We start from the raw sequence: 24,289 nt of genomic DNA, 5'->3' as shown, positions 1-24,289 counted from the left end.
CGGTTCCCCGTGCGCAGGTTTCCGTGACTGCTATCCGACTAACTGCAAAAGAAACCGTTAAGCGCAATAGCATTAAGCAATCCGGGTGCAGTTAAAAGGACCGTTCGTTCGGGTCTTTGCAGATGCACAGGCTTAACGTGCCGGGTTGGGACACGTCGAGACCTGTATTCGTTCGGGCCGGCGCGATCGTCGATCGCCGGATCGTATACGACGCGGCGAAACGGATCATAGTCGCCACGTTATAAAATGTCGGATTTCGACAAATCTGCGCAAGTCGCATCGCTTGTGGTCGCCTGCGTGCGCGACTATAGGCGCCTTTACCATTTGGGGGCGCCTCTCGGAGATCAGCGCGGTTGATCCGACAGGGCGAGAGGGAGAGTGGTATGGCGACCGTTATGAATCGTACGAACGAGAATTCCAGTCGAGACGCCGCCAATGACAGCGGCGACGAGGGGTATCGGCCCGAAGCGGACGAGCCGTTCATGAGCCTTGGGCAACAGGCTTATTTCCGCCGTAAGCTGCAGGCTTGGAAAGAGGCGATCCTCCGGGAGTCGCAGGAGACTTTGTCGCAGTTGCAGGTAGATTCACTCCGCGAGGCCGATCTTACCGATCGTGCGTCGAGCGAGACGGACTGGTCGATCGAGCTGCGAACGCGTGATCGCCAGCGCAAGCTGGTGTCGAAGATCGAGGCTGCGATCCGCCGGATCGACGAGGGCGAATACGGGTATTGCGAAGTCACGGGCGAACCGATCAGCCTGGCTCGGCTCGAGGCGCGTCCGATCGCGACGATGACCGTGGAGGCGCAGGAGCGTCATGAGCGTAACGAGAAGGTCTCGCGCGAGGATTGATCACTTGCTCAAGGCGCCCGCCACCGTGGGGTCAGTGCCGGATCACGCCCTAGTCGGGTGATTTGGGTGTTAACTTATGCGGGCGTTAAGGTATTCGGGGCATGGTCGGACTATACGTCGTTGTAGCCCGAATTTCATGGCTCTGGATTCTGCTGGATGATGATGGACAACTTCGATCGCGCGACCGCCGAGGACTCGTCCGCGGAGATCAGCCAGGCCGGCGAGATTGCCTCGGGTACGGGCAAGCGTGCGAAGACCCGCGACAGCCTGTTGCTGATGGCGCAATGCCAATTGGGCGTCGAGCGCAACGTGCATGAAGTACGCGTGCGCAACCTGTCCGAGGGCGGTCTGATGATCGAACTGGACAGGCCTGCGGAGGTGGGAACCCGTGTCTGGTTGAACCTGCGCGGGATCGGCGAAATCGTCGGGCGAGTCGCGTGGTGCGCCGCGGGGCGGATGGGGATAGCGCTGGAAACGCCGATCGACCCGAAAAAGGTGCGCAAACCGAGCACGCGATCGACCAAGTCCGAGGCGGCCTGACGCCGTCTATCGATGATGGCCGGCTATCGATGATCTCCGGCTATCGATGATCTCCGGGCGTCTATCATCGATAACCCTGTGACCCGATCACCCCCCAACGATAGCGGGGAGTGATCGCCGGCGTCTATATCGTCAAAGGCTGACGATCTCTTCCTTCAGGCGCAGTTTCTGCTTCTTGAGGCTCGCCAGAACCGCTGCGTCCGGCAAAGGACGATGGGCTTCGACCGCGATCCGCTGATCGAGCACCGCGTGCTTGGTTTCCAGGGCTGTCTGATGCGTCGTCTGCACGATGAAGTACCTCCTGCATTCGGGTTGGGGAGTGAGTAAACCACTCCGTCACGAAAATGTCTTCATCGGAAATGGATCAAATCGTTTAGGCGAACGATTTGCCAAGACGACCCGTTGATCCCGCCACCCTCAAGGCGGAAGACGTGAACCGCTCGAGCGCGACCGCGTCTTCCCAGCGCTGTCGCTGTCGCTATTTGCCGGCGGCTGGCTGCGATCGGCAGCAGGTGCCATGCCGCGATGCTTTTGCGCTCGCCAGCGTCTCTGCATTTGCTAAGGACACGGCGACGGAGGATCGGCATGTATCTGAGAGAAAGCGTGGACGAGGCTCAGATCCGGACTCGGCTCGATGGCATGCGAACCGAGCATCGCGATCTCGACGACGCGATTGGTGCGCTACGGTCGTTACCGGTCCCGGATCAGTTGCAGATTGCGCGTCTCAAAAAGCGCAAGTTGCGGCTGCGCGACGAGATCGCCGCGTGCGAGGATATGCTGATTCCGGACATCATCGCGTGAGCCGCCATCGTTTGTGAAGCAACATGCTTCATTTTGAGACGCTTATCGCCCGTTAGACCGCGTTGGATGTGCCATCGGGCTGGGCGGCACGGGATCGCTATGGCAACGCGGTCGCATGAGCAGTCTGCCCGAATTGCCTTTGCATCGTCGATTGGTCGATGCGTTGTATAGCGAAGCCATGGCGCTCGCCGGCGAAGCACGGACCTATTTCGACGAGGCTGGACGGGCCGAACGTGAGGCACTCGATCCGTTGATCCGCGTCAGCTTCAGTTGTGAATCGCTGAAAGTGACGACGCGGTTGATGCACGTAATCGCCTGGCTATTGACGCAGCGCGCCGTGCAGGCGGGCGAATTGCTGCCACGCGATGCGCTCGATCCGTCACGACGCCTCGGCGATGCCCCGACCACCGACCAGAGTTTGCTCGATGTCTTGCCGACTCGTGCGCGGACCCTGATCGACGCCAGCACCGACCTTCATCGGCGCGTCGGGCGGCTGGACATGGGCTTGGACGACGTCGAGACCGGCAGTCCTGCGCTGTCGATGCAACGCATGCTCGCGCGCGCGTTCTGAGCGGCAGAGACCTTCACCACGCGGCGCATCTTTACCGGGCGGGATGATGGTATTTCACCAAGCCCTGTCGTCGCCGATCAGGCGGGCTTCCGTCAGGCGTAGACGATCAAAGCGCCAATCGTGCCCGTGCCGCGCGGTATTCGCGTTCCAGTCGGTCGACCCGGTCGGCAACGCTTTCGACCTTGCCGACCGCGCCGATGCCTTGGCCCGAGCCCCAGATGTCCTTCCACGCCTTGGGCTTCGATCCGTTGCCGCCGCCGAAGTCCATCGTCTTCAGGTCGCCCTCGGGCAGATTGTCGGGGTCCATGCCCGCCGCCGCGATCGACGAGCGCAGATAATTGCCGTGCACGCCGGTGAACAGGTTGGAATAGACGATATCGGCGGCTTTGCCGGCGACGATGCCGTCCTTGTACGCCTGGTCCGCGTTCGCCTCGGTCGTGGCGATGAACGGCGAGCCGATATAGCCGAAGTCCGCGCCCATCGCCTGCGCCGCCAGCACCGCATCACCGGTCGCGATCGAGCCCGACAGTGCGAGCGGACCGTCGAACCATTGGCGGATTTCCTGGATGATCGCGAACGGCGACAGCCGGCCGGCATGGCCGCCGGCACCCGCCGCGACCGCGATCAGGCCGTCCGCACCCTTTTCGATCGCCTTGCGCGCGAACCGATCGTCGATCACGTCGTGCAGCGTGATGCCGCCCCAGCCGTGTACCGCGGTGTTCAGGTCCTCGCGCGCGCCGAGCGAGGTGATGACGATCGGCACCTGCCACTTGGCGCAGGTCTCCAGGTCGCTTTCGAGCCGGTCGTTCGATTTGTGCACGATCTGGTTGACCGCGAACGGCGCCGCCGGGCGATCGGGGTTTGCGCGGTTGTGCGCGCTCAACTCCTCGGTGATCCGGTGAAGCCACTCGTCGAGCATCGCCTGCGGCCGCGCGTTGAGCGCGGGGAACGAGCCGACGATGCCGGCCTTGCACTGCGCGATCACCAGATCGGGTCCGGAAATGATGAACAGCGGCGAGCCGATGACGGGCAGGCGCAGGTTTTTTAGAATGGCGGGTACGGTCATGTGGGTTTTCTAGCGCAACCTATTCGCGCGCGCCAGAGCCGGTTTTGCCCTCCACCCCGACCGCTGATGTGGCGGGATGGAGGGCAGGGTATCAGGCCATCTTGCCGATGACCTTGTCGAGCGTCAGCGGGTATTCGCGGATGCGGACGCCGCACGCGTTGTAGACCGCGTTGGCGATCGCCGCGCCGACCCCGCACAGGCCGAGTTCGCCGATGCCCTTGGCCTTCATCGGCGAGGATTTCTCGTCGAGCTCGTCCATGAAGAACACGTCCTGCATCGGAATATCGGCATGGGCGGGGACGTGGTATTCGGCGAGGTCGTGGTTGACGAAATAGCCGAAGCGCTTGTCGACGACCGCGTCCTCCATCAGCGCCGCGCCGACGCCCATCGTCATCGCCCCGATCACCTGGCTGCGCGCCGATTTCGGGTTGAGGATACGACCCGCGGCGAACGCGCCGCTCATCCGGCGGACGCGGATCTCACCGGTCGCCGAGTCGACGCCGACCTCGACGAAGTGTGCGCCAAACGTCGCCTGCGCGTAGGTCTTGGTCAGGTCGCCGAACTCGATCGAGTCCTCCGCGGACAGGCCTGCATCGCCGGCGGCCTCCGACAGCGAGACGCTGCGGTTGCCCGACTTCACCTTGCCGTCCTCGAACACGACGTCAGTCGAGTTGAACCCGAGTTTCCGCGCAACCGAGTCCCGCAGCGCCATGCATGCCGCATAGACACCCGCCGTCGAGCTGTTGCCGCCCCACTGGCCGCCGGAGCCCGACGAGGCCGGGAAGCTGCTGTCGCCGAGCAGGACGATGACCTTGTCGACGGGGACTCCCATCAGCTCCGCGGCGGTCTGCGCGATGATCGTGTAGCTGCCGGTGCCGATGTCGGTCATGTCGGTGGCGACGGTCACAACGCCCTTCTTGTCGATCCCGACGCGTGCGCCCGACTTCATCGTCACGTTGTCGCGGAACGCGGACGCCATGCCCATGCCGACCAGCCAACGCCCGTCGCGGATCTGGCCGGGGACGGGATTGCGCTTGTTCCAGCCGAAGCGTTCGGCGCCCGTCTTCAGACAGCCGACCAGATCGCGCTGCGAGAACTGGCGCGACGGCTTTTCCGGATCGACCTGCGTATCGTTGATGATGCGCAGCTGGACCGGGTCCATCTTCAGCTTCTCGGCCAGCTCGTCCATCGCCGCTTCGAGCGCGAGCAGGCCGACGGCCTCGCCTGGCGCACGCATCGCGTTGCCCTCGGGGAGATCGAGCACCGCAAGGCGCGTCGCGGTCATCCGGTTAGCGCCCGCGTACAGGAGCCGCGTCGCGTTCGGCGCGGTCTCGGGACCACCACCGGGCAGATCGCCCGACCAGCTCTCATGCGCGATCGCGGTGATCTTGCCGTCCTTCTGCGCACCGATGCGGAGGCGCTGGATCGTCGCAGGGCGATGCGTGGTGTTGTTCATCACCTGCGGACGCGCGAGCGCGAGCTTCACCGGACGACCGCCGATCGCCCGCGACCCGAGCGCCGCCATCACCGCATCGCTGCGGATCCACAGCTTCGAGCCGAAGCCGCCGCCGACATAAGGCGACATGATGTGGATATTCTCTTTCGCCACGCCCAGAGTCTCGCTCATGTCGCGGACCGCCCAGTTGATCATCTGGTTCGACGTCCACAGCGTCAGCTTGTCGCCCTTCCAGGCGGCCGTGGTCGAATGCGGCTCCATCATCTGATGGCTCTGGTCGGGCGTGGTATAGCGCTCGTCGACCTTGACGGCTGCCTTGGCGAAGGCCCCTGCAAAATTGCCGACGGCGGTGTCGGGAGTACCGTCCTTGGGCTTCGTGGCCGATGCCTTGACCGCTTCCAGATCGAAGCTGCCGGCGGTCCGTGCATAGGTCACGCGCAACAGCTTGGCAGCGGCGCGGGCCTGTTCGAACGTCTCGGCGACGACCACTGCGACGGCCTGATCGTAATGCTGGACGTCGGGGCCGGCGAGCATCCGTGCGGTATGCGCCTTGGCCTTCGCGACCGTGCCGGCATTCTTGTAGGTGACGATCGCGAGCACGCCGGGTGCGGCCTTCGCGTCGGCGTCGTCGATGCTCTCGATCCGGCCCTTGGCGATCGCCGAACCCAGGATATAGCCATAGGCCGCATCGGGCGCGACGTCGCTACGCTCATAGGCATAGTGCGCGGTGCCGGTGGTCTTCAGCTTGCCGTCGACGCGGTCGATCGGCTGGCCGAGGACCTTCATGCGGTCGGTCGGGTTCGCCGTGGCTGGGGTATCGAACTTCATGGGCGTAAGGCCTTCGCTTCTTCGAACACGGCGCCGATGGTGCGTTCGACCAACGGCAGCTTGAACGCGTTCTGTGATGTGGTGCGGGCGCCGGCGAGGACGGCGGACGCGGTCGCCTTGGCGCCATTGGGCATTTGCGCCTCGGCCGCTTCGACGCGCCACGGCTTGTGCGCGAGGCCGCCGAAGGCGAGCCGGCCGCGACCGCCGGGTTGTATCACCGCGGCAACCGAGATCAGCGCGAACGCATAGGAGGCCCGGTCACGCACCTTCTGATAGATGTGCGTGCCGCCGATCGGCTTCGGCAGCGTGACGGCAGTGATCAACTCACCCGGCGCCAACGACGTCTCGATGTTCGGCGTCGCGCCTGGGAGGCGGTGGAAGTCGGCAATCGGAATTGCCCGCGTCTCGCCTGCCGCGTTCACCGTCTCGACGGTCGCATCGACCACGCGCATCGCCACGGCCATGTCGCTCGGATGCGTGGCGATGCACGCCTCGCTCGTGCCCATGATCGCGAGATTACGATTAAAACCGCCAATCGCCGCGCAGCCGCTGCCGGGCTGGCGCTTGTTGCAGGGCTTGGTGGTGTCGTAGAAATACGGGCACCGCGTCCGCTGAAGCAGATTGCCCGCGGTCGTCGCCTTGTTGCGAAGCTGGCCCGATGCGCCGGAGACCAGCGCGCGGCTGAGCACGCCGTAATCCTTCCGGACGCGCGCATCGGCGGCGAGATCGGTGTTGCGGACCAGCGCGCCGACGCGGAGACCGCCCTCAGAGGTGTGCGTGATCTTGTCGAGGCCCAGGTCGTTGACGTCGATCAGGTGCTGCGGCGTTTCGATCTGGAGCTTCATCAGGTCGAGCAGGTTGGTCCCGCCCGCGATGAACTTCGCGCCCGGCGTGCGGACCGCGGCGCTGGCGGCTTCCTTCGCCGACGTCGCGCGCTCGTAGGTGAAGGCCTTCATGCCGTGCGCTCCGTACCGGCGACGTCGTGGATCGCGTCGATGATGTTCGAATAGGCGCCGCAGCGGCAGATATTGCCGCTCATCCGCTCGCGAAGCTCGTCGGTGCTGACGGTCGGCTGAGCAGCGATATCGCCGGTGACGTGGCTGGGGATGCCCGCCTTGATCTCGCCGAGCGTAGCGACGGCCGAGCAGATCTGGCCGGGGGTGCAGTATCCGCACTGATAGCCGTCATGCTTGACGAACGCCGCCTGCATCGCGTGCAGCTTCTCGGGCGTGCCGAGGCCTTCGATCGTGGTGATCTCTTCGCCTTCATGCATGACCGCGAGCGTCAGGCAGCTGTTGATCCGGCGACCCTCGACGATCACCGTACACGCACCGCACTGGCCGTGGTCGCAGCCCTTCTTGGTGCCGGTGAGCTTCAAATTCTCACGCAGCGCGTCGAGCAACGTCGTTCGGGTGTCGACGTTTAGCTTGGTCGTACGGCCGTTGACCTTGAGCGTGACCGGCATGGTCGGCGGGGCTGGTTGCGTCGTCCCCTGGACCTGATCCTGCGTCTGGGCCTGCGCGACGGGTGCGGCTGCTAAGGTAGCCGACGCGACGCCGCCGGCGATCACGCCACGGCGCGACACCGGAAAAGTTTCATCGTGATGCATATAAACCCCTGTATCTGTTAACCGAACGGACGAAGCGCGGCAAAGTTGCGCCGTGCCGTGTCGGTTTTGTTCCGCAAAATCTTTGAGCAAGGTATTGGAATGCGTACGATCTCCTCCAGCGTGTCGGTTCGGCTCTACCATCTCGACGACAGCGGCGAGGGCGGGGCGGCGACGACGCTGTTCTACGGGCCGTTGGAGGAGGCGCTGGCGATCGCCGCGCAACAGGAAGAAGACGTGCAGGCGGGTCTGTATCTGGCCACCGAGAACGACGTCGTCGCGTATCTGGATCTTGAGGAATAGCGCCACCCCCTCGATCCTCGCCCGCAAGGGGGAGGTGGCACCGAAGGTGACGGAGGGGGAGGATACGGAGCAGCGGTTTCCCTTTTCCGCCCCCTCCGTCTGGCAAGTGCCAGCCACCTCCCCCTGGCGGGGGAGGATCAGAATTGAAACTCAAGTCCCCGGCGTAAACCCGTCGTCGCGGTCCGGCGGCGTCGGTGCGTGCACTTCGCTGCAGATCGAGCGCAACGCACCCTTCATCCCCTCCTCGAACGTCGGATGATAGAAGGGCAGGTCCAAAACCTCGGTCGCGGTCCAGCCGCTCTGGATCGCCCACGCGATCAGATGCGCGCTGTGCTCGACCGCAGGTCCCGCCATCGTCGCGCCGGTCAGCCGCCCATCACGCCGATCCGCATAGAACCGCACCAGCCCGGCATTACACGCCTCGACCTTCGCACGGCCCTGATCGTCATACGAGGCCGTACCGATCACGCTGTCCGCGTCGTCGTCCTTGGCGATCTTGCCGATCACCGCGACGTTGGGATGCGTGAAGGTGATCGCGAACGGCACCGTCCGCTTGCCCGGCGTGACCTCGGGATAGCTCGCCGCATTGCGCCCTGCAATCGTCCCCTCCGATGACGCCTCGTGCAGCACCGCACGATCATGATCCGCGTCGCCCGCGATGAAGATCGGCGCGGTGCCGCACTGCATCGTCTCGCAGTCATAGTCAGGCATCCCGTGCTCATCGAGCACAAGCCCGGTCGTCTCCAACGCGATATCCTTAATCCGCGGCGGCCGCCCGGTCGCGACGAGCAGATAGTCGAAGGTACGTTCACCCGACGCGGCCCCGCTCCACGACAGCATGACGCCATCACCCTCGGGCTTCACCTCGAGTTCGACACCCAGCAGGATCGGCATTTCACGCGCCAGGATCGCGTGATACGCCTCGGCCACGTGGAGATCCTTTAAGCCGCCGATCGTCTCGCCCGTATCGAACACCATCGTATCGACGCCGAGCCGTGCCATCGCCTGCGCCAGTTCGAGCCCCAGCGCGCCCGCGCCGACCACACCGAGCGACTTGGGCAGATCCTTGAGCTCGAAGATGCTCTCGTTGGTCAGAACCCGGTCGCGCACCGGGTCGAACATTGCGGGGATCATCGGGCTCGATCCCGTCGCGATCACCACCGCCTTGGCATGAACCTCGCGACCATCGCCGAGCGAAAGGACCGTCGCGCGGGCGAATTTCGCCCGTGCCCCGATCTTCACGTCGTCGGGCAGTTTGTCGATCGAGGCCTCGACGCCGGCGACGAACGCGTCGCGTTCCTTGCGAACCCGCGTCATCACCGCGACGCCGTCGACCTTGCCCGACGCCTCGACGCCGAAGACCCCAGCGTGCTTCACGGCATGCATTGCGTTTCCCGCGGCGATCAGCAGCTTGGAGGGCATACACCCTACGCTCGCGCAGGTCGTGCCGCCAAAGCCTTCGTCGATCAGCAGCGTCTTCGCCCCGTTGCGACGCGCGCTGCGCTCGGCGGCAAGGCCCGCGGTACCCGCGCCGATGATAGCCACGTCGCAGGTCAGCTTCGTCATACGTCTCTCCGTCGCCGGAGAATTCCGGAGCCACGGTCGACGAAACCTTCGATGCCGCCCAGCCGTTCCGCGGTGCAGCACATTCCCTGACGAAGGACGTTTATGTTAACTCTCCACCACCTGAACTATTCGCGCTCGATCCGTGTGCTGTGGCTGCTCGAGGAGCTCGGCATCGAATACGACCTCGTCAAATACGAGCGCGACGCGAATTTCCGCGCCCCGTCCACGCTGAAGGCGATCCATCCACTCGGCAAGGCGCCGGTGCTGGTCGACGGCGACCTGACGCTCGCCGAAAGCGCGCCGATCCTGTCCTATATCGATGCGCGGTACGGCGACCGCCGCTTCTCGCCACCGATCGACAGCGCCGCCGCCGCGATCCATGACGAGTGGCTGCAATATGTCGAAAGCTCGGCCGCGCTGCCGATCATGATGACGATGTTCGGCAAGCGAATGGGCGGGCTCCCCGAAGGCCTGACCAAGTTCACCGGCCCCGAGGTGACCAAGACGCTCGACTATATCGCTGCAGGCGTCGGCGATGGCCCGTACCTGATGGGCGACCAGCTCATGCTGGCCGATATCCAGATGTGCTACATGCTGGCGATCGCCGAAAGCACAGGCTTGCTGAAGGAGCACACCGAGGTCGCCGCCTATCTCGACCGGCTCCGCGCGCGCCCGGCGTTCATCGCCGCCACCGAGATCGGCGGACCGTTGATGGCGCCGCGTCGCTGACCGTATGACCGCCATCCCGACGTTTGACCGGGGTGGCGGGCCCCGCATGGCCTGCGCATACGTATTCAGTGGCATGGTAGCGGTAGCGGCTTGATTCTGTGGCACGATTGTCACGGTGGCGCCGTGCCGTTCGTTGACGCGCCCCGCATTCTGGAGTGATGCTCGATCACGGTCACCTCGCCGGCAAGGCGCGTGTGGAACCGTGAGGATGCTGGAGGACCCGATCGTCGTGACTGCCGCCGCCAAGCCCATGGGCAAGCTCACGGGAAAGCCGACCTCGTTCGACATCGCGCAACTTGCGGGTGTGTCGCAACCGACGGTTTCGCGAGCGTTGCGCGGCAGCCCGACGGTCAATCTTGCGACGCGGCAACGGATCGAGGCGATCGCGCGACAGCTCAACTACACCGTCGATCGTAGCGCCTCCAACCTCCGCAACGGCACGACAAAGACGATCGCGCTGCTGCTGTTCCGCGATCCGACGCCCGACGAGACCGTGGTCAATCCGTTCTTCCTCGGCATGCTCGGCGCGATGATGGCGGCGTGCGCGTCGCACGGTTACGACCTGCTCGTGTCGTTCCAGCAATTCTCCAGCGACTGGCACACCGATTACGAGGACAGCCACCGCGCCGACGGGCTGATCCTGCTCGGTTATGGCGACTATGCCGATTATCGCGCGCGGCTCGAGATGCTGGTCGCGCAGGGGACGCACTTCATTCGCTGGGGCTCGGTCCAGCCGGGCCAGCCCGGTCTGACGATCGGCTGCGACAATATCGCAGGTGGGACGGCGGCGGCGCGGCATCTGCTCGAACGGGGGCGTAAGCGGATCGCGTTTCTCGGTAGTGCGACCGATCATTATCCCGAGTTCCACGACCGGTATCGCGGCTATGTCGCGGCGCTCGGCGAGCACGGCCAGACGGTCGATCCGCGACTTCAGGTCGAATCGATCTCGACCGAGGAGGACGCGACCAGGGCCACGCACGAGCTGCTCCAGCGCGGCGTCCAGTTCGACGCGATCGTCGCGGCCAGCGATCTGATCGCACTCGCGGCGATGCGCGTGCTGGCGGGCGCGGGGATCGCCGTGCCGTATGATGTCGCGATCGTCGGGTTCGACGACATCCCCGCGGCCAGCCTCGCCAACCCACCACTTACGACGATCGCGCAGGATAGCGGTCTCGCCGGGCGGCGGCTCGTCGAGATGCTGCTCGCGCGGATCGGCAATCGCCCGGTCGAGAGCATGATGCTCCCCACCCAACTCGTGATCCGGCGCTCGTCGGGCGAAGGACGCTGAATGCTGTCACGTAGGGAAAAGCCGCGCCAGGGGTTCTGGGGGCTGTGGAATATTTCGTTCGGATTTTTCGGGATACAGATCGGCTTCGCGCTCCAGAATGCGAACGTCAGCCGGATCTTCCAGTCGCTGGGGACGAGCGTCGACGATCTTGCGTTCCTGTGGATCGCCGCGCCGCTGACCGGGCTGCTCGTCCAGCCGGTCATCGGGCATTACAGCGACCGGACCTGGGGCAAGCTCGGGCGCCGGCGGCCGTATTTCCTCGCCGGCGCGATGCTGGCCACGATCGCGCTGCTGGCGATGCCGAATGCGCCGGTGTTGTGGGTGGCGGCGGTGCTGCTGTGGATGCTCGACGGATCGCTAAACGTCGCGATGGAGCCGTTCCGCGCGTTCGTCGGCGACATGCTCGGCAGCCGCCAGCGGACCGCGGGGTTCGCGTTTCAGACCGGCTTTATCGGCGCGGGTGCGGTGATCGGGAGCCTCGCGCCGATCATCCTCACCGACGTGTTTCAGGTCACCAACACCGCGCCCGCGGGCGGTATCCCGCCCTCGGTGCAATACGGCTTCTACATCGGTGCATTAGCCCTGTTCTTCGCGGTGCTGTGGACCGTGCTGACGACCAGCGAATATTCACCGGCGGAGATGGCGGCGTTCGAGGACGAGGGTGAGGTTGCACCGGGCGACACGGTCGTACGGTCGAACGCCAGGCTTGCGCCGGTCTGGATCGCGCTCGGAGCCATCGTCATCGCTGCGGTGGCGCGGTTTGGGCTCGACAAACCGGTCTACCTGCTCGGCGGCGGGCTCATCGCGTTCGGGGCGGCGTTGCTGGCCAGCGCGGCGCTGGTCCGGTCGGGAAGGGGGTCCAACGTTCTCAGTCAGATCGTCGGCGATCTTGGCACCATGCCGCAAACAATGAAGCAGCTAGCACTCGTCCAGTTTTTCACCTGGTCCGCGCTGTTCATCATGTGGATCTACACCACACCGATCGTCACCCAGCACGTGTTCGGGACGACCGACACGGCCAGTGCCGCGTACAATGAAGGCGCGAACTGGGTCGGCGTGCTATTCGCGGTCTACAACGGTGTCGCAACCTTGTGGGCGTTCGTGATGCCATCGCTCGCGGCGCGGATCGGCCGCCGCGATGCGCATATCCTCGGGTTGCTCTGCGGCGCGGCGGGGTTCGCGTCGTTCCTGGTCGTGCGCGACCAGTATCTGCTGATCGGATCGATGGTACTGATCGGGATAGCCTGGTCGTCGATCCTGACGATGCCCTATGCGATCCTGTCCAACGCGCTGCCCCAGGCGAAGCTCGGCGTGTATATGGGCCTGTTCAACATCTTCATCGTCCTGCCGCAGCTGATCGTGTCGTCGGTGATGGGGCAGGTCGTGCGGACGTTCTTCCCCGGCGACGCGGTCTGGGCGATGTTGATCGCTGCGGGCGTGATGGGGGTTGCGGCACTGGCGATGCTGCGGGTGGAGCGGAACGCCTGAAGCCAATTTCAATCCTCCCCCGCCAGGGGGAGGTGGCGCCGAAGGCGACGGAGGGGGAGGACGGCGTAAACCGCTGTTCCGTGTCCGCCCACTCCGTTTGGCAAGGGCCAGCCACCTCCCCCTTGCGGGGGAGGATCAGAAGCTAGCCGCCGAAGCTGCGGCCGCCGAAGCCGCCACCGAAGCCGCCACGCGAGATCACCGAACTGCGCGACTGGACGCGGGCAGGGGCTCTCGCCGTCGTCGGCGTGAAGGCGTCGGAGCCCACGCGGGTGCGTCCGGTGACATAGTCCCGGTTGATCCGGCCGCCTGCGCCGCCGTAATAATTGCCGTCACGATCCCGGTACATCGGCGCGCCGCGGTTGCCGAAGCCGCCGTTGAGCGCCTGCCCGACCAGGAACCCGGTCAGCAGCGGCGTGAAGAAACTTCCACCGCTACCGTTGTTGCGCGGCTCGCACTGTGCGGCGCCATATTGCTCCTCGCAGGTCTGCTTGTCTTCGAACCGCGGCGCGGTCTTTGCGGCATCGGCCTTGGCCTGCTCGAACGCGGTGTCGCATTGCACCGCCGACAAGGCACCCGCCGCACGGCATTCCTGCACCGACGCATAGCTCTGCGCTTCGACCGGTTTGCCGCCGACGTCGCCATCGCACGCGGTCAGCGAGACACCAGAGCCTGCGATCAGACTGGTCAGGACGATCGTTCTCGAACGCTTCATCGATGCTTCCTCAATTCGTCATGCAGGCGGCGTTGAGGATGCCGACGCACAGCGAGATGCTCCCCATATAGGTCGCCGCGGCGATGTCGCCACGGACGATTCGGTCGTGGATGTCGCGCATCACCAGCCGCCGCACGACGAGCGCGGCGACGATCTGGATCACGCCCGCCAGCAATGCCCAGATCGCGAATTCGAGCAGCGTCACGGTATGCGTGAGTGCCGACGCCAACGGCAGGACGTACCCGAGCAGCGCCGCGCCCAACGTGATCGCGGCGGCGGTATTGCCTTCGCGGATCAGCGATTTCTCGTGATACGGCGTCGTCGCCTGGAAGATGATCTTGAACACGATCGTGAACGCCCCCGCGGCCACGAACGCGATCAGGAAGGCGAGCGCGCTGGCGCCGAAGCTATATTGGTCGATCATGGCATTTCCCCCGGAGCCGTTCGTGGCGGATGCTAGGCCCTGAACTCGCCGAGTTCCAGTGCCACGCCCAGCATGATCTCGAACGAGACCTCGCCCGCCTCGTTCTCCATGTCGATCGCGAGCAGCAGTTCGCGCCCGTCGTCGCCCGGCAGGTCGCGCGCGAACAGCATGCAGGTCTGGAAGATCCGGCGATCGACGATCCCGTCGCGGTCGTCGTGGAGTTCCTCCCAGAACGTTACCGGGTCCTGCTCGCTCGCTTCGGGCCCGAACCACGAACGGCTGTAGTCTGGCAGCCCTTCGGCGGTGAACGTGCGCGCCTTGAGGCGGCTCTTCCACGCGGGGCGCTCGGCGGCGGACGACGGATAGCTGCTGTCCCATGGCGCGAACAGCGTGACATCCGTGACGTCCTGCCCGGCGCGATCGTTCGACACCGCCTGGAACATGATGTCGTCGTCGGTGTAGAACCGGTGGACGAAGCCGCCCTCGTTGAGGTCGATCAGCCCCTGCGCGACGATCACCAGCGTATCGCGATCGAACGGGAACAGGAGCTCCGACCCGAACCGGCGCCAGGCCAGCGGATCGACCGTCACCGTGCGCCCCAGCGTCACGTTCCGGACGACGGGTAGGGCGTTGCCGTCAAGCGCTGGCTTGCGGCCGAACAGGCGATCGAACATGCAATCCTCGCGTCTCTGTGGTTGCGTGCCTCTTAGGCGAAAGCGCGCAGGCTCGCAAAGCGCAACACCGTCATCCTGACGAAAGTCAGGACCCAGAGGCATAAACGCTGCGGTTGGTTACCCTGGGTCCTGAATTTCGTCAGGATGACGGAAGGAAGAGCAGAATGACGGAAGTGGGGAGGGTGGCAGGCGCTTGCGAAACGCCTATGTGTGCGGTCGAGCGACAAGTACGGGAGTTCTTGCATTGACCGATATCTGGACCGTCCGCAGCCTGAAGGCGGCGCTCGACACGTCCGAGCCTGCGAAAGCCGGCGAATTTTCCGCGCGGATCCTGGAAAGCGCCGACCCCGTCCTGCTGGTAACGATGCACCACCACGGCGACCTCGAACTGTTCGTCAACGTCAGCGAGGCGCAGATCGCGTGCTCGACGCTGCTATGGCCTTGCGACGAGCAGGAGGATCAGCTGGCGTTCAACACCTTCCTGCTGAAATCGCAGAAGCTGGTGCCGCTGTCGAACTTCGGGATCGGCACGGTCGACGGCCGCGACTATTACGAGCTGTTCGGCGAACTCGCGACGTCGAGCCGGCTCGATACCGTGATCATCGAACTGCGCACGCTTGCCGAAAATGCGATCGATGCGGCCACCGACCTGCGCCACGCGCAGGTTCCTGCCGCCTGAACTGATACAAACGGAGAGACTGGCATGGCCATCTGGAGCAAGCTTTTCACCCTCGGTCGTGCCGGCGCGCACGAAGCGGGGTCGGCGGTCGTCGACGCGAACGCCCTGCGCATCCTCGACCAGGAAATTCGCGATGCCGATAAGGCGCAGGGCAAGGCGCGCGACGATCTCGCGGGGTTGGTCGCGCGCCGCCGCATTCTCGAAACCGAAGTCGAAAGCTTCCGCGCGCAGGCCACGAAGTACGAGGCTTCGGCACGCATCGCGGTCGAGAAGGGTAACATGGACCTCGCGCGCCAGGTGGCGCAGCGGATTGCCGATCTCGAACAGGACATCGCGCTGAAGACCCCGCAGGTCGAGGACATGCGCGCCGCCGAGGAGCAGATCCACACCGCCGTCGCGCAGACCGACCGCAAGATCGAACAGCTCCGCCGCGAGGTCGAGGTCGTGAAGGTCAACGAGTCGGTACAGAAGGCGCAGGCTTCGGTAGCGTCGGGCAGCATGGGCGCAGGCAACAAGCTCGGCTCGGCGGCGGACAGCCTCGCGCGTATCCGCGAGCGTCAGGCGATCCGTGGCGAGCGGATCAAGGCGGCGGGTGAGTTGGAAGACCGTCGCACCGGTGCCGATCTCGACGAGAAGCTGCGGCTGGCAGGCATCGGCCCCGGCCAGTCGTCCGCCGACGATGTGCTCGCGCGCCTGACCGCACCCAAGACCCCGCAAGTCGGCCAGACGCTGCAGATCGAGCAGCGCGACGACTCCAAGACGTCGGACTCCTGATGCGCCGGATCGCGGTCGACCCGCGCGGCGACTGGCGCGAACGGGCCGACGCGATCGGGTTCGTCTATCACGACACGGACGGCGAGCCGTATTGGGACGAAGGCGCGGCCTACGCCTTCACGCTGGCGGAGATCGAGGACGACCTCGAACCCGCCGCGGAACAATTGCACGCGATGTGCCTCGATCTGGTCGACGAGGTGGTTCGCGACCAGCAACTGATGGAACGCCTCGCGATCCCGCGCGAGCAGTGGAACTACGTCGCCGAGACGTGGCGGACGCGCCAGCCATCGCTCTACGGCCGGTTCGACTTCGCCTATGACGGGACGGGGCCGGCCAAGCTCTACGAGTATAATGCCGACACGCCGACGTCGGTGTTCGAATGCGCGACGTTCCAGTGGATGTGGCTGGAGGATCTGCTCGCCAGCGGTGCGCTGCCGGCGGGGACGGACCAGTTCAACAGCCTGTTCGACAAGCTGCGCGAGCGGTTCCGTGCGCTGTTCCCGAGCGGCGGTTTCGTCCATTTCGCGGCGGATGCGTCGGCGATCGAGGACCGGCAGACGGTGCGGTTCTTCGAGGATCTCGCCTCGCAGGTCGGGATCGAGCCGAAGTTCGTCGAGATGAAGGACATCGGCCTCGCCGCCGATGGCCGCTTCATCGACACCGACGGTTTCGAGGTGCAGGCGGCGTTCAAGCTCTACCCGTGGGAGTTCATGCTCCGCGAGCCTTATGCGCCCAACCTGTCGCGCGCCGACGTGCGCTGGATCGAGCCGGCGTGGAAGTCGATCCTGTCGAACAAGGGCATCCTGCCGCTGCTGTGGGAGCGGCATCCCGAGCATCCGAACCTGCTCCCCGCGTTCTTCGACGACGATCCTGCGGCGAAGATCCTCGGGCCGAAATATGTCCGAAAACCGCTGTTCTCGCGCGAGGGTGCGAACGTCGAGGTGATCGGGGAGAGCGGCCACGCGGTGCTCGATCAGGGCTATGGTGCCGAGGGCGCGATCCGGCAGGCCTATGCACCGCCGCCGGTGTTCGACGGCCGGCATCCGGTGATCGGCGCGTGGATGGTCGGCAACGAAGCCGCCGGGATCGGCGTTCGGGAAGATGAAACGGTCGTGACGCGCAATCTCGCGCGGTTCGTGCCGCATATCATCGAGGCGAATGATGACTGACTCGCGTGAATTGCCGCCACTGCCGCCGATGGAGCGGCTGGTCGAGCTGATGTTCGACGCGGCGCGGACCGGGCGCGACGAGATGATCCCGGCGCTGCTGCAGGCGGGCGTCGATATCGAGGTGACGGATGCCAAGGGCTACACGCCGCTCGTGATCGCCAGCTACAACGGCCAGGCCGAAGCCACCGCGGCTCTGCTCGCCGCCGGCGCCCAGGTCGACGGCGCCGCGGACGCACGCGGCAACACCGCGATGATGGGCGTCTGCTTCAAAGGCTATACCGAGATCGCGCAGATCCTGCTCGACGCGGGCGCCGACGTGAACCGGCGCAACGGCGTCGGACAAACGGCGTTGATGATGGCCGCGCTGGTGAACAAGACCGCGATCATCGACCTGTTGCTGGAGCACGGCGCGGACCCGGCGATCGTCGATGCGGCCGGGAACAGCGTGCATTCACTGGCAGTGTCGCAAGGGAACACGGCGTTGGCGGCACGTTTTGCCAAATCGCTGGACGGATCCGCAACCTAACCCACCGTCATCCTGACGAAAGTCAGGACCCAGGGCCGCAAGGGCAACTGCTCGTAATTCTGGGTCCTGACTTTCGTCAGGATGACGTCGAGAAGGAGGTGCCGTCGCGGTCATCCGCCCCATGCGTCTTCGGCAACACCGCTCCGACATGCGCCTCACCTCGCGCTTCAGCTAACCGAACCTGCCGCTCACGCTCCGCATACCCAGCCCGCTGAACCTCGTCCCGCGCATCATGACATGCCGGACAACTCACCCCCTCGACATACAGCGGCGACGACCGATCCGCGACGCTAACCGGCATCCGGCACGCATGGCATAGGACATGACTTCCCAACGCCAGCCCATGTCGAACCGCAACCCGCTGATCGAACACGAAACATTCTCCCTCCCATAGGCTCTCCGCCGCGGGCACGGTCTCCAGATACTTCAAAATGCCGCCCTTGAGGTGATACACCTCGTCCAGCCCCTCGGCCTTCAGGAACGCGGTCGACTTCTCGCACCGTATCCCCCCGGTGCAGAACATCGCAATCTTCGGCGGCGGGCCGTCCCCGACCAGTTCGTCACGATGCTCGCGAAACCACGCCGGAAAGTCCCGGAACGTCCGCGTCTGCGGATCGACCGCGCCCGCGAACGTGCCGACCGCGACCTCGTAATCGTTGCGCGTATCGATCACGATCGTCCCCGGCTCGGCGATCAGCGCGTTCCAGTCCGCCGGCTCGACATAATGACCGACGCCTTCCAGCGGATCGATCGCAGGCTCGCCCATCGTCACGATCTCGCGCTTCAGCCGCACCTTCATCCGGTGGAACGGCATCGTCTCGGCGCGCGACTCCTTAACGTCGAGATCGGCACACCCCGGCAGCGCGCGAATATGCGTGAGCACCGCGTCGATGCTCTCTTCGGAGCCGGCGATCGTCCCGTTGATCCCCTCGGCGGCGAGCAGCAGAGTCCCCTTCACCCCGTTGGAACAGCACACGAGCGCAAGCGGCGGCTGGATCGCGGTGATGTCGGCGAACGGCGTGAAGCGGTACAGCGCCACGACGCGGATGGGGAGAATTTCGGTCATCGGTCTATCATGCTGGGGTGAGGCGCAGTCCCTTAGCGTAAGTCGCCCCCCGCGTCAGCCTGCGGTGACGATCATCCCATCGACGACCGCGACCGGCCAAGGCGTCAGCCGCGTTCCTCCGCAAGGTCCACCGACGCAGGCGCCGCTCTCGATCTCGAACAGCGCTGAGTGCCAGCTGCACGCGATCAGGTCGCCGCGCGGCGTGAGATAATCGTCGAGCACCTGCGCGAGTGGCAGGCCCATGTGCGGGCAGCGATCGACATAGCCGAACACCGCACCCTCCTTGCGCACGACGAAGCCGTGGAAACGCCCGGCACGCATCTGGAGCACGAAATTTCGCGTCTTGCCCTCGGCGATCGCATCGAATGGTGCGAGTTTGATCCCGCCCGGTGTTGCGGTCAGCCGTTCGCCGTCGCTCACGCGCGGTCGGCGTCCGGCTGCCGGTCTGAATGCGCGGCGGCGAAAGCGGGGAGGGCGCGGGCCTTGTCAGCAGCGCCCTTGAGGTGCGGATAGGGCGAGAGATCGACCGCGAATCGCTCGGCCGAATAGACCTGCGGCACCAGATGACAGTCGGCGATCGTCGGCGTCGCACCGAACGCAAAGCCGTCGCCATACCGTCCGATCAGCGTCTCCAGCGCAGCGAACCCGTCGCCGATCCAGCGTGCGATCCAGCGGTTCACCGCCGCCTCCTCGGCCCCGAACTCGGTCCGCAAGGCATTCAGGATACGAAGATTGTTCACTGGATGGATATCGCACGCGATCGTCGCCGCCATCGCGCGGACGATCGCCCGGTCGTTTGCACCGACGGGGAGCAGCGGCGGATCAGGATACACCTCGTCAATCCATTCGAGGATCGCTGGGCTCTGCGTCAGGACTGCATCGTCCGTCTTCAGCGCCGGAACGAGCCCTTGAGGATTGAGCGTCCGATACTCGGCCTCGCGTTGCGCGCCGGTGCGAAGGTCGTGCGTGACCTGTTCGTAAGCCACACCCTTCAGCGCCAGCGCGATGCGGACGCGGTAAGCGGCGGTCGAGCGCCAATAGCCGTGCAGCGTAAGGCTCACTTCGGCAGGACCGCCTTCGGGAAGTCCGACCAGACCGCATCGTAATCGAGCTGCGAATGCTCTAGCGCATAGGCGGTCGGCTTGTACGGCCAGCAGCTCTCCAGCATGAACGCCATCGTCCCGTCGATCTTGTGCGGCTTCAGATCAGCTGCGCTCGCACCTTGCCAGCTCGCCAAATCAGGGCCGTGGCCGGACATGAGATTGTGCAACGAGATCCCGCCCGGCGCGAACCCCTCGGCCTTCGCATCGTAGGCGCCGGTGATCAGCCCCATCGCCTCGGACATGACGTTGCGGTGGAACCACGGCGGGCGGAACGTCCCCTCGGCGACCATCCAGCGCGGCGGGAAGATCACGAAATCGGCGTTCGCGCGGCCGGGCACGTCGCTCGGCGAGGTCAGCAGCGTGAAGATCGACGGATCGGGATGATCGAAACTGACCGTGTTGATCGTGTTGAACCGCGACAAGTCATACCGCCACGGGGCGAGGTTGCCGTGCCACGCCACGACGTCGAGCGGCGAGTGATCAAGCGTCGTAGTCCACAGCGATCCCATGAACTTTTGGACAACCTCGACCGGTTCATCGCGGTCCTCGAACCACGCGACCGGCGTCTCGAAATCGCGCGGGTTGGCAAGACCATTGGCGCCGATCGGGCCGAGATCGGGCAGCCGAAACAGCGCGCCGTGGTTCTCCGCGACATAGCCGCGTGCTTCGCCATCGGGGAGTTCGGCGCGGAAGCGGACGCCGCGGGGCACAAGCGCGATCTGGCCGGGCGCGATATCGATCCGGCCAAGTTCGGTCAGCAACCGCAGCCGTCCGGACTGCGGCACGAACAGCAGTTCGCCGTCCGCATCCATAAACATGCGGTCGGTCATGTCGGTGTTTGCGGCATAGACGTGGAGCGCGACGCCTTCGAGGTCGGCGGGATCACGGTTGGCGAGCATCGTCGTCATGCCGTCGATCAGGTCGGTATTCGGCGCGGGGGACGCGATCGGATCCCAGCGCAGGCGGTTGGGCGCGAGCGGCGCGTCGGTGGTGCCGGGCGCGAACCGCTCGGCGCCGGTGTAGCGCTCGAACGGCGGATGCTCGGCGGTCGGGCGCATCCGGTAGAGCCAGCTACGGCGGTTCTCGTGACGCGGCGCGGTAAACGCGGTGCCGGACAGCTGCTCGGTATAGAGCCCGAACGCGGGGCGCTGCGGCGAATTGCGCCCGATCGGCAACGCGCCGGGGATTGCCTCGGTCGATACGTGGTTGCCGAAACCGGGCTGGTACGCCGCACGGTCTTCGGTCTGGCCGGCGGTTTCGCCTGCGGCGTCGATTGGCTGGTGAATTGTCATGGCTTCCTCTCCGTCACCTGTTCCGATCAACGCCCGAACCGCCGGCCGTTCAAACTCTGATTCTCACCCAAAAGGATGAGGTAATTCCATCGACCATCTGCCGTATGGTGAACGACGATGCCGCAAATACTTCGTCACCCCGGACCTGTTCCGGGGTCCACCGTGCCGCAAACCAACTGCTTCAGGTTATGCGAAACCGTGGATGCCGGACCACGCCCGGCATGACGGATAAACTCGCTTTCGACAGCCGCCTTTTCAGTTTGGCTCAAGCGTCGACAGTGATCACGCCGCGGCGGATCTGGTCGAGCTCGATCGACTCATACAACGCCTGGAAATTGCCGTTGCCGAAGCCCTCATTCCCCTTGCGCTGGATGATCTCGAAGAAGATCGGCCCGAACATGTTCTCGGTAAAGATCTGCAGCAGCAACCCCTCCTCGCCGACATTGCCGTCGATCAGGATGCGGTTGCGGCGCAGGCGTTCGAGGTCGTGGCCGTGGTTCGGCACGCGCTTGTCGACCAGCTCGTAATAGGTCTCGATGGTGTCCTGCAGCTTGACGCCGCGCGCGCGCAGCTTCTCGACCGTCTCGAAGATATCGTCGGTCGTCAGCGCGAGATGCTGGATGCCCTCGCCGTTGTAATCCTTGATGAATTCCTCGATCTGGCTCTTGTCGTCCTGGCTCTCGTTGAGCGGGATGCGGATCGCGCGGTCGGGGGCGATCATCGCCTGGCTGAACAGCCCGGTCGCCTTGCCCTTGATGTCGAAATACTTCTGCTCCTCGAAGCCGAAGATCTGGCCGTAGAACTCGGCCCAGGTCCGCATCTGCCCACGCTTCACATTGTGCGTGAGGTGATCGAGCAGATCGAGCCCGACATTGTTCTCGGCTTCGGCCTCGGCCGCACCCGGGACCTGGTTCCAGTCGTCGTACAGGCTGCCGGCCGCGCCGTGCTTGTCGACCAGATACAGCAGCGATCCGCCGATCCCTTCGAGCACATAGCTGCCCTCGCCGAGCGCGCCCATGCTGGCATCCGCCGCTTTGGCGCCACGTGCGAGGGCCGCGTCGAACGCTTCCTTGGCGTCGTGAACGCGGAACGCCATGCCGCTCGCCGACGGACCATGCGCCGCACGGAACTCCGCCGCATGGCCGCTTTCCTCGCGGTTGAGCAGCAGGTTGATGCGGCCCTGCTTGTAGCGCGTGACGGCCTTGGTCGGGTGGGTCGAGGCGGCGACGAAGCCGAACTGCTCGAACTGCGCGGCCATCCGGTCGGGATCGGGCGAAGTGAACTCGGCGAACTCGAACCCGTCGAGACCCATCGGGTTTACGTCCATATGATCAGACTGGGGCATATGGTCCATGACTCGATCCTCAAATTGGTATCTGTTGTTACCAATCTGGCGCCTTGAACAACTGGTGTCAATCGTTACGATCTCGCCATGACTGACCGCGCACTCGTCCTGGACGATTTTATACCGTATCGTCTGTCAATCACCTCCAACCTCGTCAGCGAGGCGGTGGCCGACACCTACGAGGCGTTGTTCGGACTGACGATCCCCGAGTGGCGGCTGGTCACAGTGGTGGCCGAAGCGGGCGGGATCACACAGCAGCAGATCGGCCAGCAGACGCGCATGGACAAGGTGACCGTCAGCCGCGCGGCGATCGCTCTGGTCGAGCGCGGGTTGATGCAGCGGCATGCCAACCCCGAGGATCGCCGCTCGCATCTGTTGAAGCTGACCGAAGACGGCCACACGCTCTACGCATCGGTAGCGCCGAAAGCGCTCGATCTGGAGCGGCGGATCTTCGCCGGGTTCTCAGCCAAGGAAGTCGAGCAGTTCGTGGCGATGCTGCGACGGATCGACGCGGTGACGATCGACCTCGTTCAGGAGTCCCACGGCGGTGTCGGCGACCAGAGGCCGCGCAGGTAATCGAGCAACGCGGCGGTGCCGGACGACACCGGCCCGCGTGCGTGCACCGCATAAATGCCGACGTCCGCAGACCCGGCCAACTCCGGCAAGACCCGTACGAGCCGACCGCTCGCCAGGTCCGCGCTCACATCCCAAAGCGAGCGCAGTGCCATGCCGACACCCGCCAGCGTCAGTTCGCGGACGACCTCACTGGAATTGGTCGCGACGTAGCTCGGGCGGTCGATCGTGACGTCGCCGTTCGGCCCGGCCAGTCGCCACGGCATCTGGCCTTTCGCCGCGAGGAGACGGTGTTTCGTGAGGTTGGCCGCGTCGTTTGGCGCGATGTAGCTCGGCGCTGCGCAGAGAACGCGGCGGCTGTCGGCGAGACGATAGCCGGTCAGGCTCGGCGGCACGGCAGGCGCGATCCGGATCGCGAGGTCGAGCCGGTCGCCGATCACATCCGAGAAACCATCCGACAGATCGAGGTCGAGTTCGATCGCAGGGTGCGCATCGAGGAACGGCTTCAGGTGCGGCGCGATGTGCAGCCGGCCGAAGGAGGTGGGAGCGCTGACCCGGAGCGGTCCGGCGGGCGTCTCGGCGCGGTCGGACACGCGCGCCTCGGCATCGCGGATCGCGGCGAGGATCTCCACCATGTCTCGGTGATACGCCGCGCCGCGAGCGGTCAGCTCTAGCCGCCGCGTCGTCCGGTTGAGCAACCGCACGCCGAGCCGTGCCTCCAGTCGCGCGATCCGTTTCGACACCATCGCCGGCGAGATGCCCAGCGACCGCCCCGCCGCACTCAGGCTGGTGGTGCGGACGACTTCGGCGAAGAGGACGATGTCGGGATCCATTCGTTCTCCAGGCGATCAACAGCTTTCGG

The 24,289-nt window shown here is 65.1% G+C and carries 28 protein-coding genes; 13 read left to right on the top strand and 15 right to left on the bottom strand.

All coding sequences use genetic code 11. The features are described from left to right. The first annotated feature begins 383 nt into the window (after nucleotides 1-383). Both dksA and SPHN_RS04605 read left to right on the top strand, forming a co-directional pair. A complete protein-coding gene (gene dksA / locus SPHN_RS04610) occupies nucleotides 384-848 on the top strand; it encodes an RNA polymerase-binding protein DksA (RefSeq protein WP_248521569.1) in 465 nt (154 codons plus the stop codon). Nucleotides 849-1,010: 162 nt separating this feature from the next. Continuing rightward, nucleotides 1,011-1,388 (top strand): PilZ domain-containing protein, encoded by a 378-nt coding sequence (locus tag SPHN_RS04605; RefSeq protein WP_248521568.1) that lies wholly within the window; start codon nucleotides 1,011-1,013, stop codon nucleotides 1,386-1,388. 132 nt (nucleotides 1,389-1,520) lie between these two features. Here SPHN_RS04605 and SPHN_RS04600 read toward each other — a convergent pair whose 3' ends face one another. Continuing rightward, nucleotides 1,521-1,676 (bottom strand): YdcH family protein, encoded by a 156-nt coding sequence (locus SPHN_RS04600; RefSeq protein WP_248521567.1) that lies wholly within the window; start codon nucleotides 1,674-1,676, stop codon nucleotides 1,521-1,523. A 315-nt stretch (nucleotides 1,677-1,991) separates the two neighbouring features. On the opposite strand from SPHN_RS04600, the gene SPHN_RS04595 reads away from it, so the two are divergent. Then, entirely contained in the window at nucleotides 1,992-2,189 is a 198-nt protein-coding gene (locus tag SPHN_RS04595; protein WP_248521566.1) for a YdcH family protein, read from the top strand. 115 nt (nucleotides 2,190-2,304) lie between these two features. Further along, nucleotides 2,305-2,760, top strand: coding sequence for a DUF1465 family protein (locus SPHN_RS04590; protein WP_248521564.1), 456 nt, complete (start codon nucleotides 2,305-2,307; stop codon nucleotides 2,758-2,760). A gap of 106 nt (nucleotides 2,761-2,866) precedes the next feature. On the opposite strand, the gene SPHN_RS04585 is transcribed toward SPHN_RS04590, so the two are convergent. From SPHN_RS04585 to paoA, 4 genes are all read right to left on the bottom strand, one after another. Further along, the gene (locus tag SPHN_RS04585) at nucleotides 2,867-3,826 is read right to left on the bottom strand and encodes an NAD(P)H-dependent flavin oxidoreductase (RefSeq protein WP_248521562.1); all 960 of its coding nucleotides are present in this window, start codon (nucleotides 3,824-3,826) and stop codon (nucleotides 2,867-2,869) included. Between the two features lie 91 nt (nucleotides 3,827-3,917). Continuing rightward, the gene (gene paoC, locus SPHN_RS04580; RefSeq protein ID WP_248521560.1) at nucleotides 3,918-6,110 is read right to left on the bottom strand and encodes an aldehyde oxidoreductase molybdenum-binding subunit PaoC; all 2,193 of its coding nucleotides are present in this window, start codon (nucleotides 6,108-6,110) and stop codon (nucleotides 3,918-3,920) included. Then, on the bottom strand, nucleotides 6,107-7,066 hold the full coding sequence (locus tag SPHN_RS04575) for an FAD binding domain-containing protein (protein WP_248521558.1): 960 nt from the start codon (nucleotides 7,064-7,066) through the stop codon (nucleotides 6,107-6,109). The genes paoC and SPHN_RS04575 overlap by 4 nt, the downstream gene beginning before the upstream one ends. After that, complete coding sequence (gene paoA / locus SPHN_RS04570) at nucleotides 7,063-7,719, bottom strand: aldehyde dehydrogenase iron-sulfur subunit PaoA (RefSeq protein WP_248521556.1); 657 nt, start codon at nucleotides 7,717-7,719, stop codon at nucleotides 7,063-7,065. The genes SPHN_RS04575 and paoA overlap by 4 nt, the downstream gene beginning before the upstream one ends. Nucleotides 7,720-7,818: 99 nt before the next feature. Here paoA and SPHN_RS04565 point away from each other — a divergent pair, with 99 nt between their 5' ends. Then, complete coding sequence (locus SPHN_RS04565; RefSeq protein ID WP_248521554.1) at nucleotides 7,819-8,019, top strand: hypothetical protein; 201 nt, start codon at nucleotides 7,819-7,821, stop codon at nucleotides 8,017-8,019. 150 nt (nucleotides 8,020-8,169) lie between these two features. Here the strand turns inward: SPHN_RS04565 and SPHN_RS04560 are convergent, their stop codons facing one another. After that, nucleotides 8,170-9,585: a dihydrolipoyl dehydrogenase gene (locus tag SPHN_RS04560; RefSeq protein WP_248521553.1), complete on the bottom strand. Its 1,416-nt coding sequence runs from the start codon at nucleotides 9,583-9,585 to the stop codon at nucleotides 8,170-8,172. A gap of 102 nt (nucleotides 9,586-9,687) precedes the next feature. Here SPHN_RS04560 and SPHN_RS04555 point away from each other — a divergent pair, with 102 nt between their 5' ends. The 3 genes from SPHN_RS04555 to SPHN_RS04545 all read left to right on the top strand — a co-directional run bounded on the left by SPHN_RS04555 (nucleotide 9,688) and on the right by SPHN_RS04545 (nucleotide 13,090). Then, nucleotides 9,688-10,314: a glutathione S-transferase family protein gene (locus SPHN_RS04555; RefSeq protein ID WP_248521550.1), complete on the top strand. Its 627-nt coding sequence runs from the start codon at nucleotides 9,688-9,690 to the stop codon at nucleotides 10,312-10,314. 208 nt (nucleotides 10,315-10,522) lie between these two features. Further along, nucleotides 10,523-11,602, top strand: a complete 1,080-nt coding sequence (locus SPHN_RS04550; protein WP_432715051.1) for a LacI family DNA-binding transcriptional regulator — start codon at nucleotides 10,523-10,525, stop codon at nucleotides 11,600-11,602. Next, nucleotides 11,603-13,090 carry an MFS transporter gene (locus SPHN_RS04545; RefSeq protein ID WP_248521549.1) on the top strand — a complete coding sequence of 496 codons (1,488 nt, stop codon included), beginning with the start codon at nucleotides 11,603-11,605 and terminating at the stop codon, nucleotides 13,088-13,090. Nucleotides 13,091-13,232: 142 nt separating this feature from the next. Here SPHN_RS04545 and SPHN_RS04540 read toward each other — a convergent pair whose 3' ends face one another. The 3 genes from SPHN_RS04540 to SPHN_RS04530 are packed head-to-tail and all read right to left on the bottom strand — an operon-like array spanning nucleotide 13,233 to nucleotide 14,900. Then, nucleotides 13,233-13,802: a DUF1190 domain-containing protein gene (locus SPHN_RS04540; protein ID WP_248521547.1), complete on the bottom strand. Its 570-nt coding sequence runs from the start codon at nucleotides 13,800-13,802 to the stop codon at nucleotides 13,233-13,235. 10 nt (nucleotides 13,803-13,812) lie between these two features. Then, the gene (locus SPHN_RS04535) at nucleotides 13,813-14,226 is read right to left on the bottom strand and encodes a DUF350 domain-containing protein (protein WP_128452645.1); all 414 of its coding nucleotides are present in this window, start codon (nucleotides 14,224-14,226) and stop codon (nucleotides 13,813-13,815) included. A gap of 32 nt (nucleotides 14,227-14,258) precedes the next feature. Then, entirely contained in the window at nucleotides 14,259-14,900 is a 642-nt protein-coding gene (locus tag SPHN_RS04530) for a DUF2491 family protein (protein ID WP_248521545.1), read from the bottom strand. A gap of 244 nt (nucleotides 14,901-15,144) precedes the next feature. On the opposite strand from SPHN_RS04530, the gene SPHN_RS04525 reads away from it, so the two are divergent. The 4 genes from SPHN_RS04525 to SPHN_RS04510 are packed head-to-tail and all read left to right on the top strand — an operon-like array spanning nucleotide 15,145 to nucleotide 18,048. Next, the gene (locus SPHN_RS04525) at nucleotides 15,145-15,579 is read left to right on the top strand and encodes a YjfI family protein (protein WP_248521543.1); all 435 of its coding nucleotides are present in this window, start codon (nucleotides 15,145-15,147) and stop codon (nucleotides 15,577-15,579) included. Nucleotides 15,580-15,603: 24 nt separating this feature from the next. Next, nucleotides 15,604-16,353: a PspA/IM30 family protein gene (locus SPHN_RS04520; protein WP_248521541.1), complete on the top strand. Its 750-nt coding sequence runs from the start codon at nucleotides 15,604-15,606 to the stop codon at nucleotides 16,351-16,353. Next, the gene (locus tag SPHN_RS04515; RefSeq protein ID WP_248521540.1) at nucleotides 16,353-17,522 is read left to right on the top strand and encodes a glutathionylspermidine synthase family protein; all 1,170 of its coding nucleotides are present in this window, start codon (nucleotides 16,353-16,355) and stop codon (nucleotides 17,520-17,522) included. Before SPHN_RS04520 ends, SPHN_RS04515 begins: the two co-directional genes overlap by 1 nt. After that, the gene (locus SPHN_RS04510; RefSeq protein WP_248521539.1) at nucleotides 17,515-18,048 is read left to right on the top strand and encodes an ankyrin repeat domain-containing protein; all 534 of its coding nucleotides are present in this window, start codon (nucleotides 17,515-17,517) and stop codon (nucleotides 18,046-18,048) included. Before SPHN_RS04515 ends, SPHN_RS04510 begins: the two co-directional genes overlap by 8 nt. A 76-nt stretch (nucleotides 18,049-18,124) precedes the next feature. On the opposite strand, the gene SPHN_RS04505 is transcribed toward SPHN_RS04510, so the two are convergent. The 5 genes from SPHN_RS04505 to hppD form a co-directional block, all read right to left on the bottom strand. Beyond that, nucleotides 18,125-19,114 (bottom strand): rhodanese-related sulfurtransferase, encoded by a 990-nt coding sequence (locus SPHN_RS04505; RefSeq protein ID WP_248521538.1) that lies wholly within the window; start codon nucleotides 19,112-19,114, stop codon nucleotides 18,125-18,127. 54 nt (nucleotides 19,115-19,168) lie between these two features. Further along, complete coding sequence (locus tag SPHN_RS04500) at nucleotides 19,169-19,534, bottom strand: Rieske (2Fe-2S) protein (RefSeq protein ID WP_248521537.1); 366 nt, start codon at nucleotides 19,532-19,534, stop codon at nucleotides 19,169-19,171. Further along, nucleotides 19,531-20,175 carry a maleylacetoacetate isomerase gene (maiA, locus tag SPHN_RS04495; RefSeq protein ID WP_248521536.1) on the bottom strand — a complete coding sequence of 215 codons (645 nt, stop codon included), beginning with the start codon at nucleotides 20,173-20,175 and terminating at the stop codon, nucleotides 19,531-19,533. The genes SPHN_RS04500 and maiA overlap by 4 nt, the downstream gene beginning before the upstream one ends. Beyond that, complete coding sequence (gene hmgA, locus SPHN_RS04490; protein ID WP_248521535.1) at nucleotides 20,172-21,509, bottom strand: homogentisate 1,2-dioxygenase; 1,338 nt, start codon at nucleotides 21,507-21,509, stop codon at nucleotides 20,172-20,174. Before hmgA ends, maiA begins: the two co-directional genes overlap by 4 nt. Before the next feature lie 265 nt (nucleotides 21,510-21,774). Beyond that, entirely contained in the window at nucleotides 21,775-22,863 is a 1,089-nt protein-coding gene (hppD, locus tag SPHN_RS04485) for a 4-hydroxyphenylpyruvate dioxygenase (protein WP_432715050.1), read from the bottom strand. Nucleotides 22,864-22,941: 78 nt separating this feature from the next. On the opposite strand from hppD, the gene SPHN_RS04480 reads away from it, so the two are divergent. Beyond that, nucleotides 22,942-23,430, top strand: a complete 489-nt coding sequence (locus SPHN_RS04480; RefSeq protein WP_248521533.1) for a MarR family winged helix-turn-helix transcriptional regulator — start codon at nucleotides 22,942-22,944, stop codon at nucleotides 23,428-23,430. Here the strand turns inward: SPHN_RS04480 and SPHN_RS04475 are convergent. Further along, nucleotides 23,385-24,260 (bottom strand): LysR family transcriptional regulator, encoded by an 876-nt coding sequence (locus SPHN_RS04475; RefSeq protein WP_248521532.1) that lies wholly within the window; start codon nucleotides 24,258-24,260, stop codon nucleotides 23,385-23,387. The genes SPHN_RS04480 and SPHN_RS04475 overlap by 46 nt on opposite strands. Between the last annotated feature and the right edge of the window lie 29 nt (nucleotides 24,261-24,289).

Source organism: Sphingomonas faeni (assembly GCF_023195535.1).
Taxonomy (GTDB): domain Bacteria; phylum Pseudomonadota; class Alphaproteobacteria; order Sphingomonadales; family Sphingomonadaceae; genus Sphingomonas; species Sphingomonas faeni_B.
The sequence above is the reverse complement of the archived record's forward strand: the minus strand, read 5'-3'. Positions and strand labels throughout refer to the sequence as shown.

Excerpts from the sequence above, each read along its gene's own strand:
- SPHN_RS04590 (WP_248521564.1), top strand. The coding sequence starts at position 2,305 with ATGAGCAGTCTGCCCGAATTGCCTTTGCATCGTCGATTGGTCGATGCG.
- SPHN_RS04515 (WP_248521540.1), top strand. The coding sequence starts at position 16,353 with ATGCGCCGGATCGCGGTCGACCCGCGCGGCGACTGGCGCGAACGGGCC.
- SPHN_RS04545 (WP_248521549.1), top strand. The coding sequence starts at position 11,603 with ATGCTGTCACGTAGGGAAAAGCCGCGCCAGGGGTTCTGGGGGCTGTGG.
- paoC (WP_248521560.1), bottom strand. The coding sequence starts at position 6,110 with ATGAAGTTCGATACCCCAGCCACGGCGAACCCGACCGACCGCATGAAG.
- hmgA (WP_248521535.1), bottom strand. The coding sequence starts at position 21,509 with ATGACAATTCACCAGCCAATCGACGCCGCAGGCGAAACCGCCGGCCAG.
- dksA (WP_248521569.1), top strand. The coding sequence starts at position 384 with ATGGCGACCGTTATGAATCGTACGAACGAGAATTCCAGTCGAGACGCC.
- SPHN_RS04555 (WP_248521550.1), top strand. The coding sequence starts at position 9,688 with ATGTTAACTCTCCACCACCTGAACTATTCGCGCTCGATCCGTGTGCTG.
- SPHN_RS04505 (WP_248521538.1), bottom strand. The coding sequence starts at position 19,114 with ATGACCGAAATTCTCCCCATCCGCGTCGTGGCGCTGTACCGCTTCACG.
- SPHN_RS04575 (WP_248521558.1), bottom strand. The coding sequence starts at position 7,066 with ATGAAGGCCTTCACCTACGAGCGCGCGACGTCGGCGAAGGAAGCCGCC.
- SPHN_RS04550 (WP_432715051.1), top strand. The coding sequence starts at position 10,523 with ATGCTGGAGGACCCGATCGTCGTGACTGCCGCCGCCAAGCCCATGGGC.
- SPHN_RS04480 (WP_248521533.1), top strand. The coding sequence starts at position 22,942 with ATGACTGACCGCGCACTCGTCCTGGACGATTTTATACCGTATCGTCTG.
- SPHN_RS04605 (WP_248521568.1), top strand. The coding sequence starts at position 1,011 with ATGGACAACTTCGATCGCGCGACCGCCGAGGACTCGTCCGCGGAGATC.
- SPHN_RS04560 (WP_248521553.1), bottom strand. The coding sequence starts at position 9,585 with ATGACGAAGCTGACCTGCGACGTGGCTATCATCGGCGCGGGTACCGCG.
- SPHN_RS04535 (WP_128452645.1), bottom strand. The coding sequence starts at position 14,226 with ATGATCGACCAATATAGCTTCGGCGCCAGCGCGCTCGCCTTCCTGATC.
- SPHN_RS04510 (WP_248521539.1), top strand. The coding sequence starts at position 17,515 with ATGACTGACTCGCGTGAATTGCCGCCACTGCCGCCGATGGAGCGGCTG.
- SPHN_RS04565 (WP_248521554.1), top strand. The coding sequence starts at position 7,819 with ATGCGTACGATCTCCTCCAGCGTGTCGGTTCGGCTCTACCATCTCGAC.
- SPHN_RS04475 (WP_248521532.1), bottom strand. The coding sequence starts at position 24,260 with ATGGATCCCGACATCGTCCTCTTCGCCGAAGTCGTCCGCACCACCAGC.
- SPHN_RS04585 (WP_248521562.1), bottom strand. The coding sequence starts at position 3,826 with ATGACCGTACCCGCCATTCTAAAAAACCTGCGCCTGCCCGTCATCGGC.
- SPHN_RS04520 (WP_248521541.1), top strand. The coding sequence starts at position 15,604 with ATGGCCATCTGGAGCAAGCTTTTCACCCTCGGTCGTGCCGGCGCGCAC.
- hppD (WP_432715050.1), bottom strand. The coding sequence starts at position 22,863 with ATGGACCATATGCCCCAGTCTGATCATATGGACGTAAACCCGATGGGT.
- SPHN_RS04530 (WP_248521545.1), bottom strand. The coding sequence starts at position 14,900 with ATGTTCGATCGCCTGTTCGGCCGCAAGCCAGCGCTTGACGGCAACGCC.
- SPHN_RS04540 (WP_248521547.1), bottom strand. The coding sequence starts at position 13,802 with ATGAAGCGTTCGAGAACGATCGTCCTGACCAGTCTGATCGCAGGCTCT.
- paoA (WP_248521556.1), bottom strand. The coding sequence starts at position 7,719 with ATGCATCACGATGAAACTTTTCCGGTGTCGCGCCGTGGCGTGATCGCC.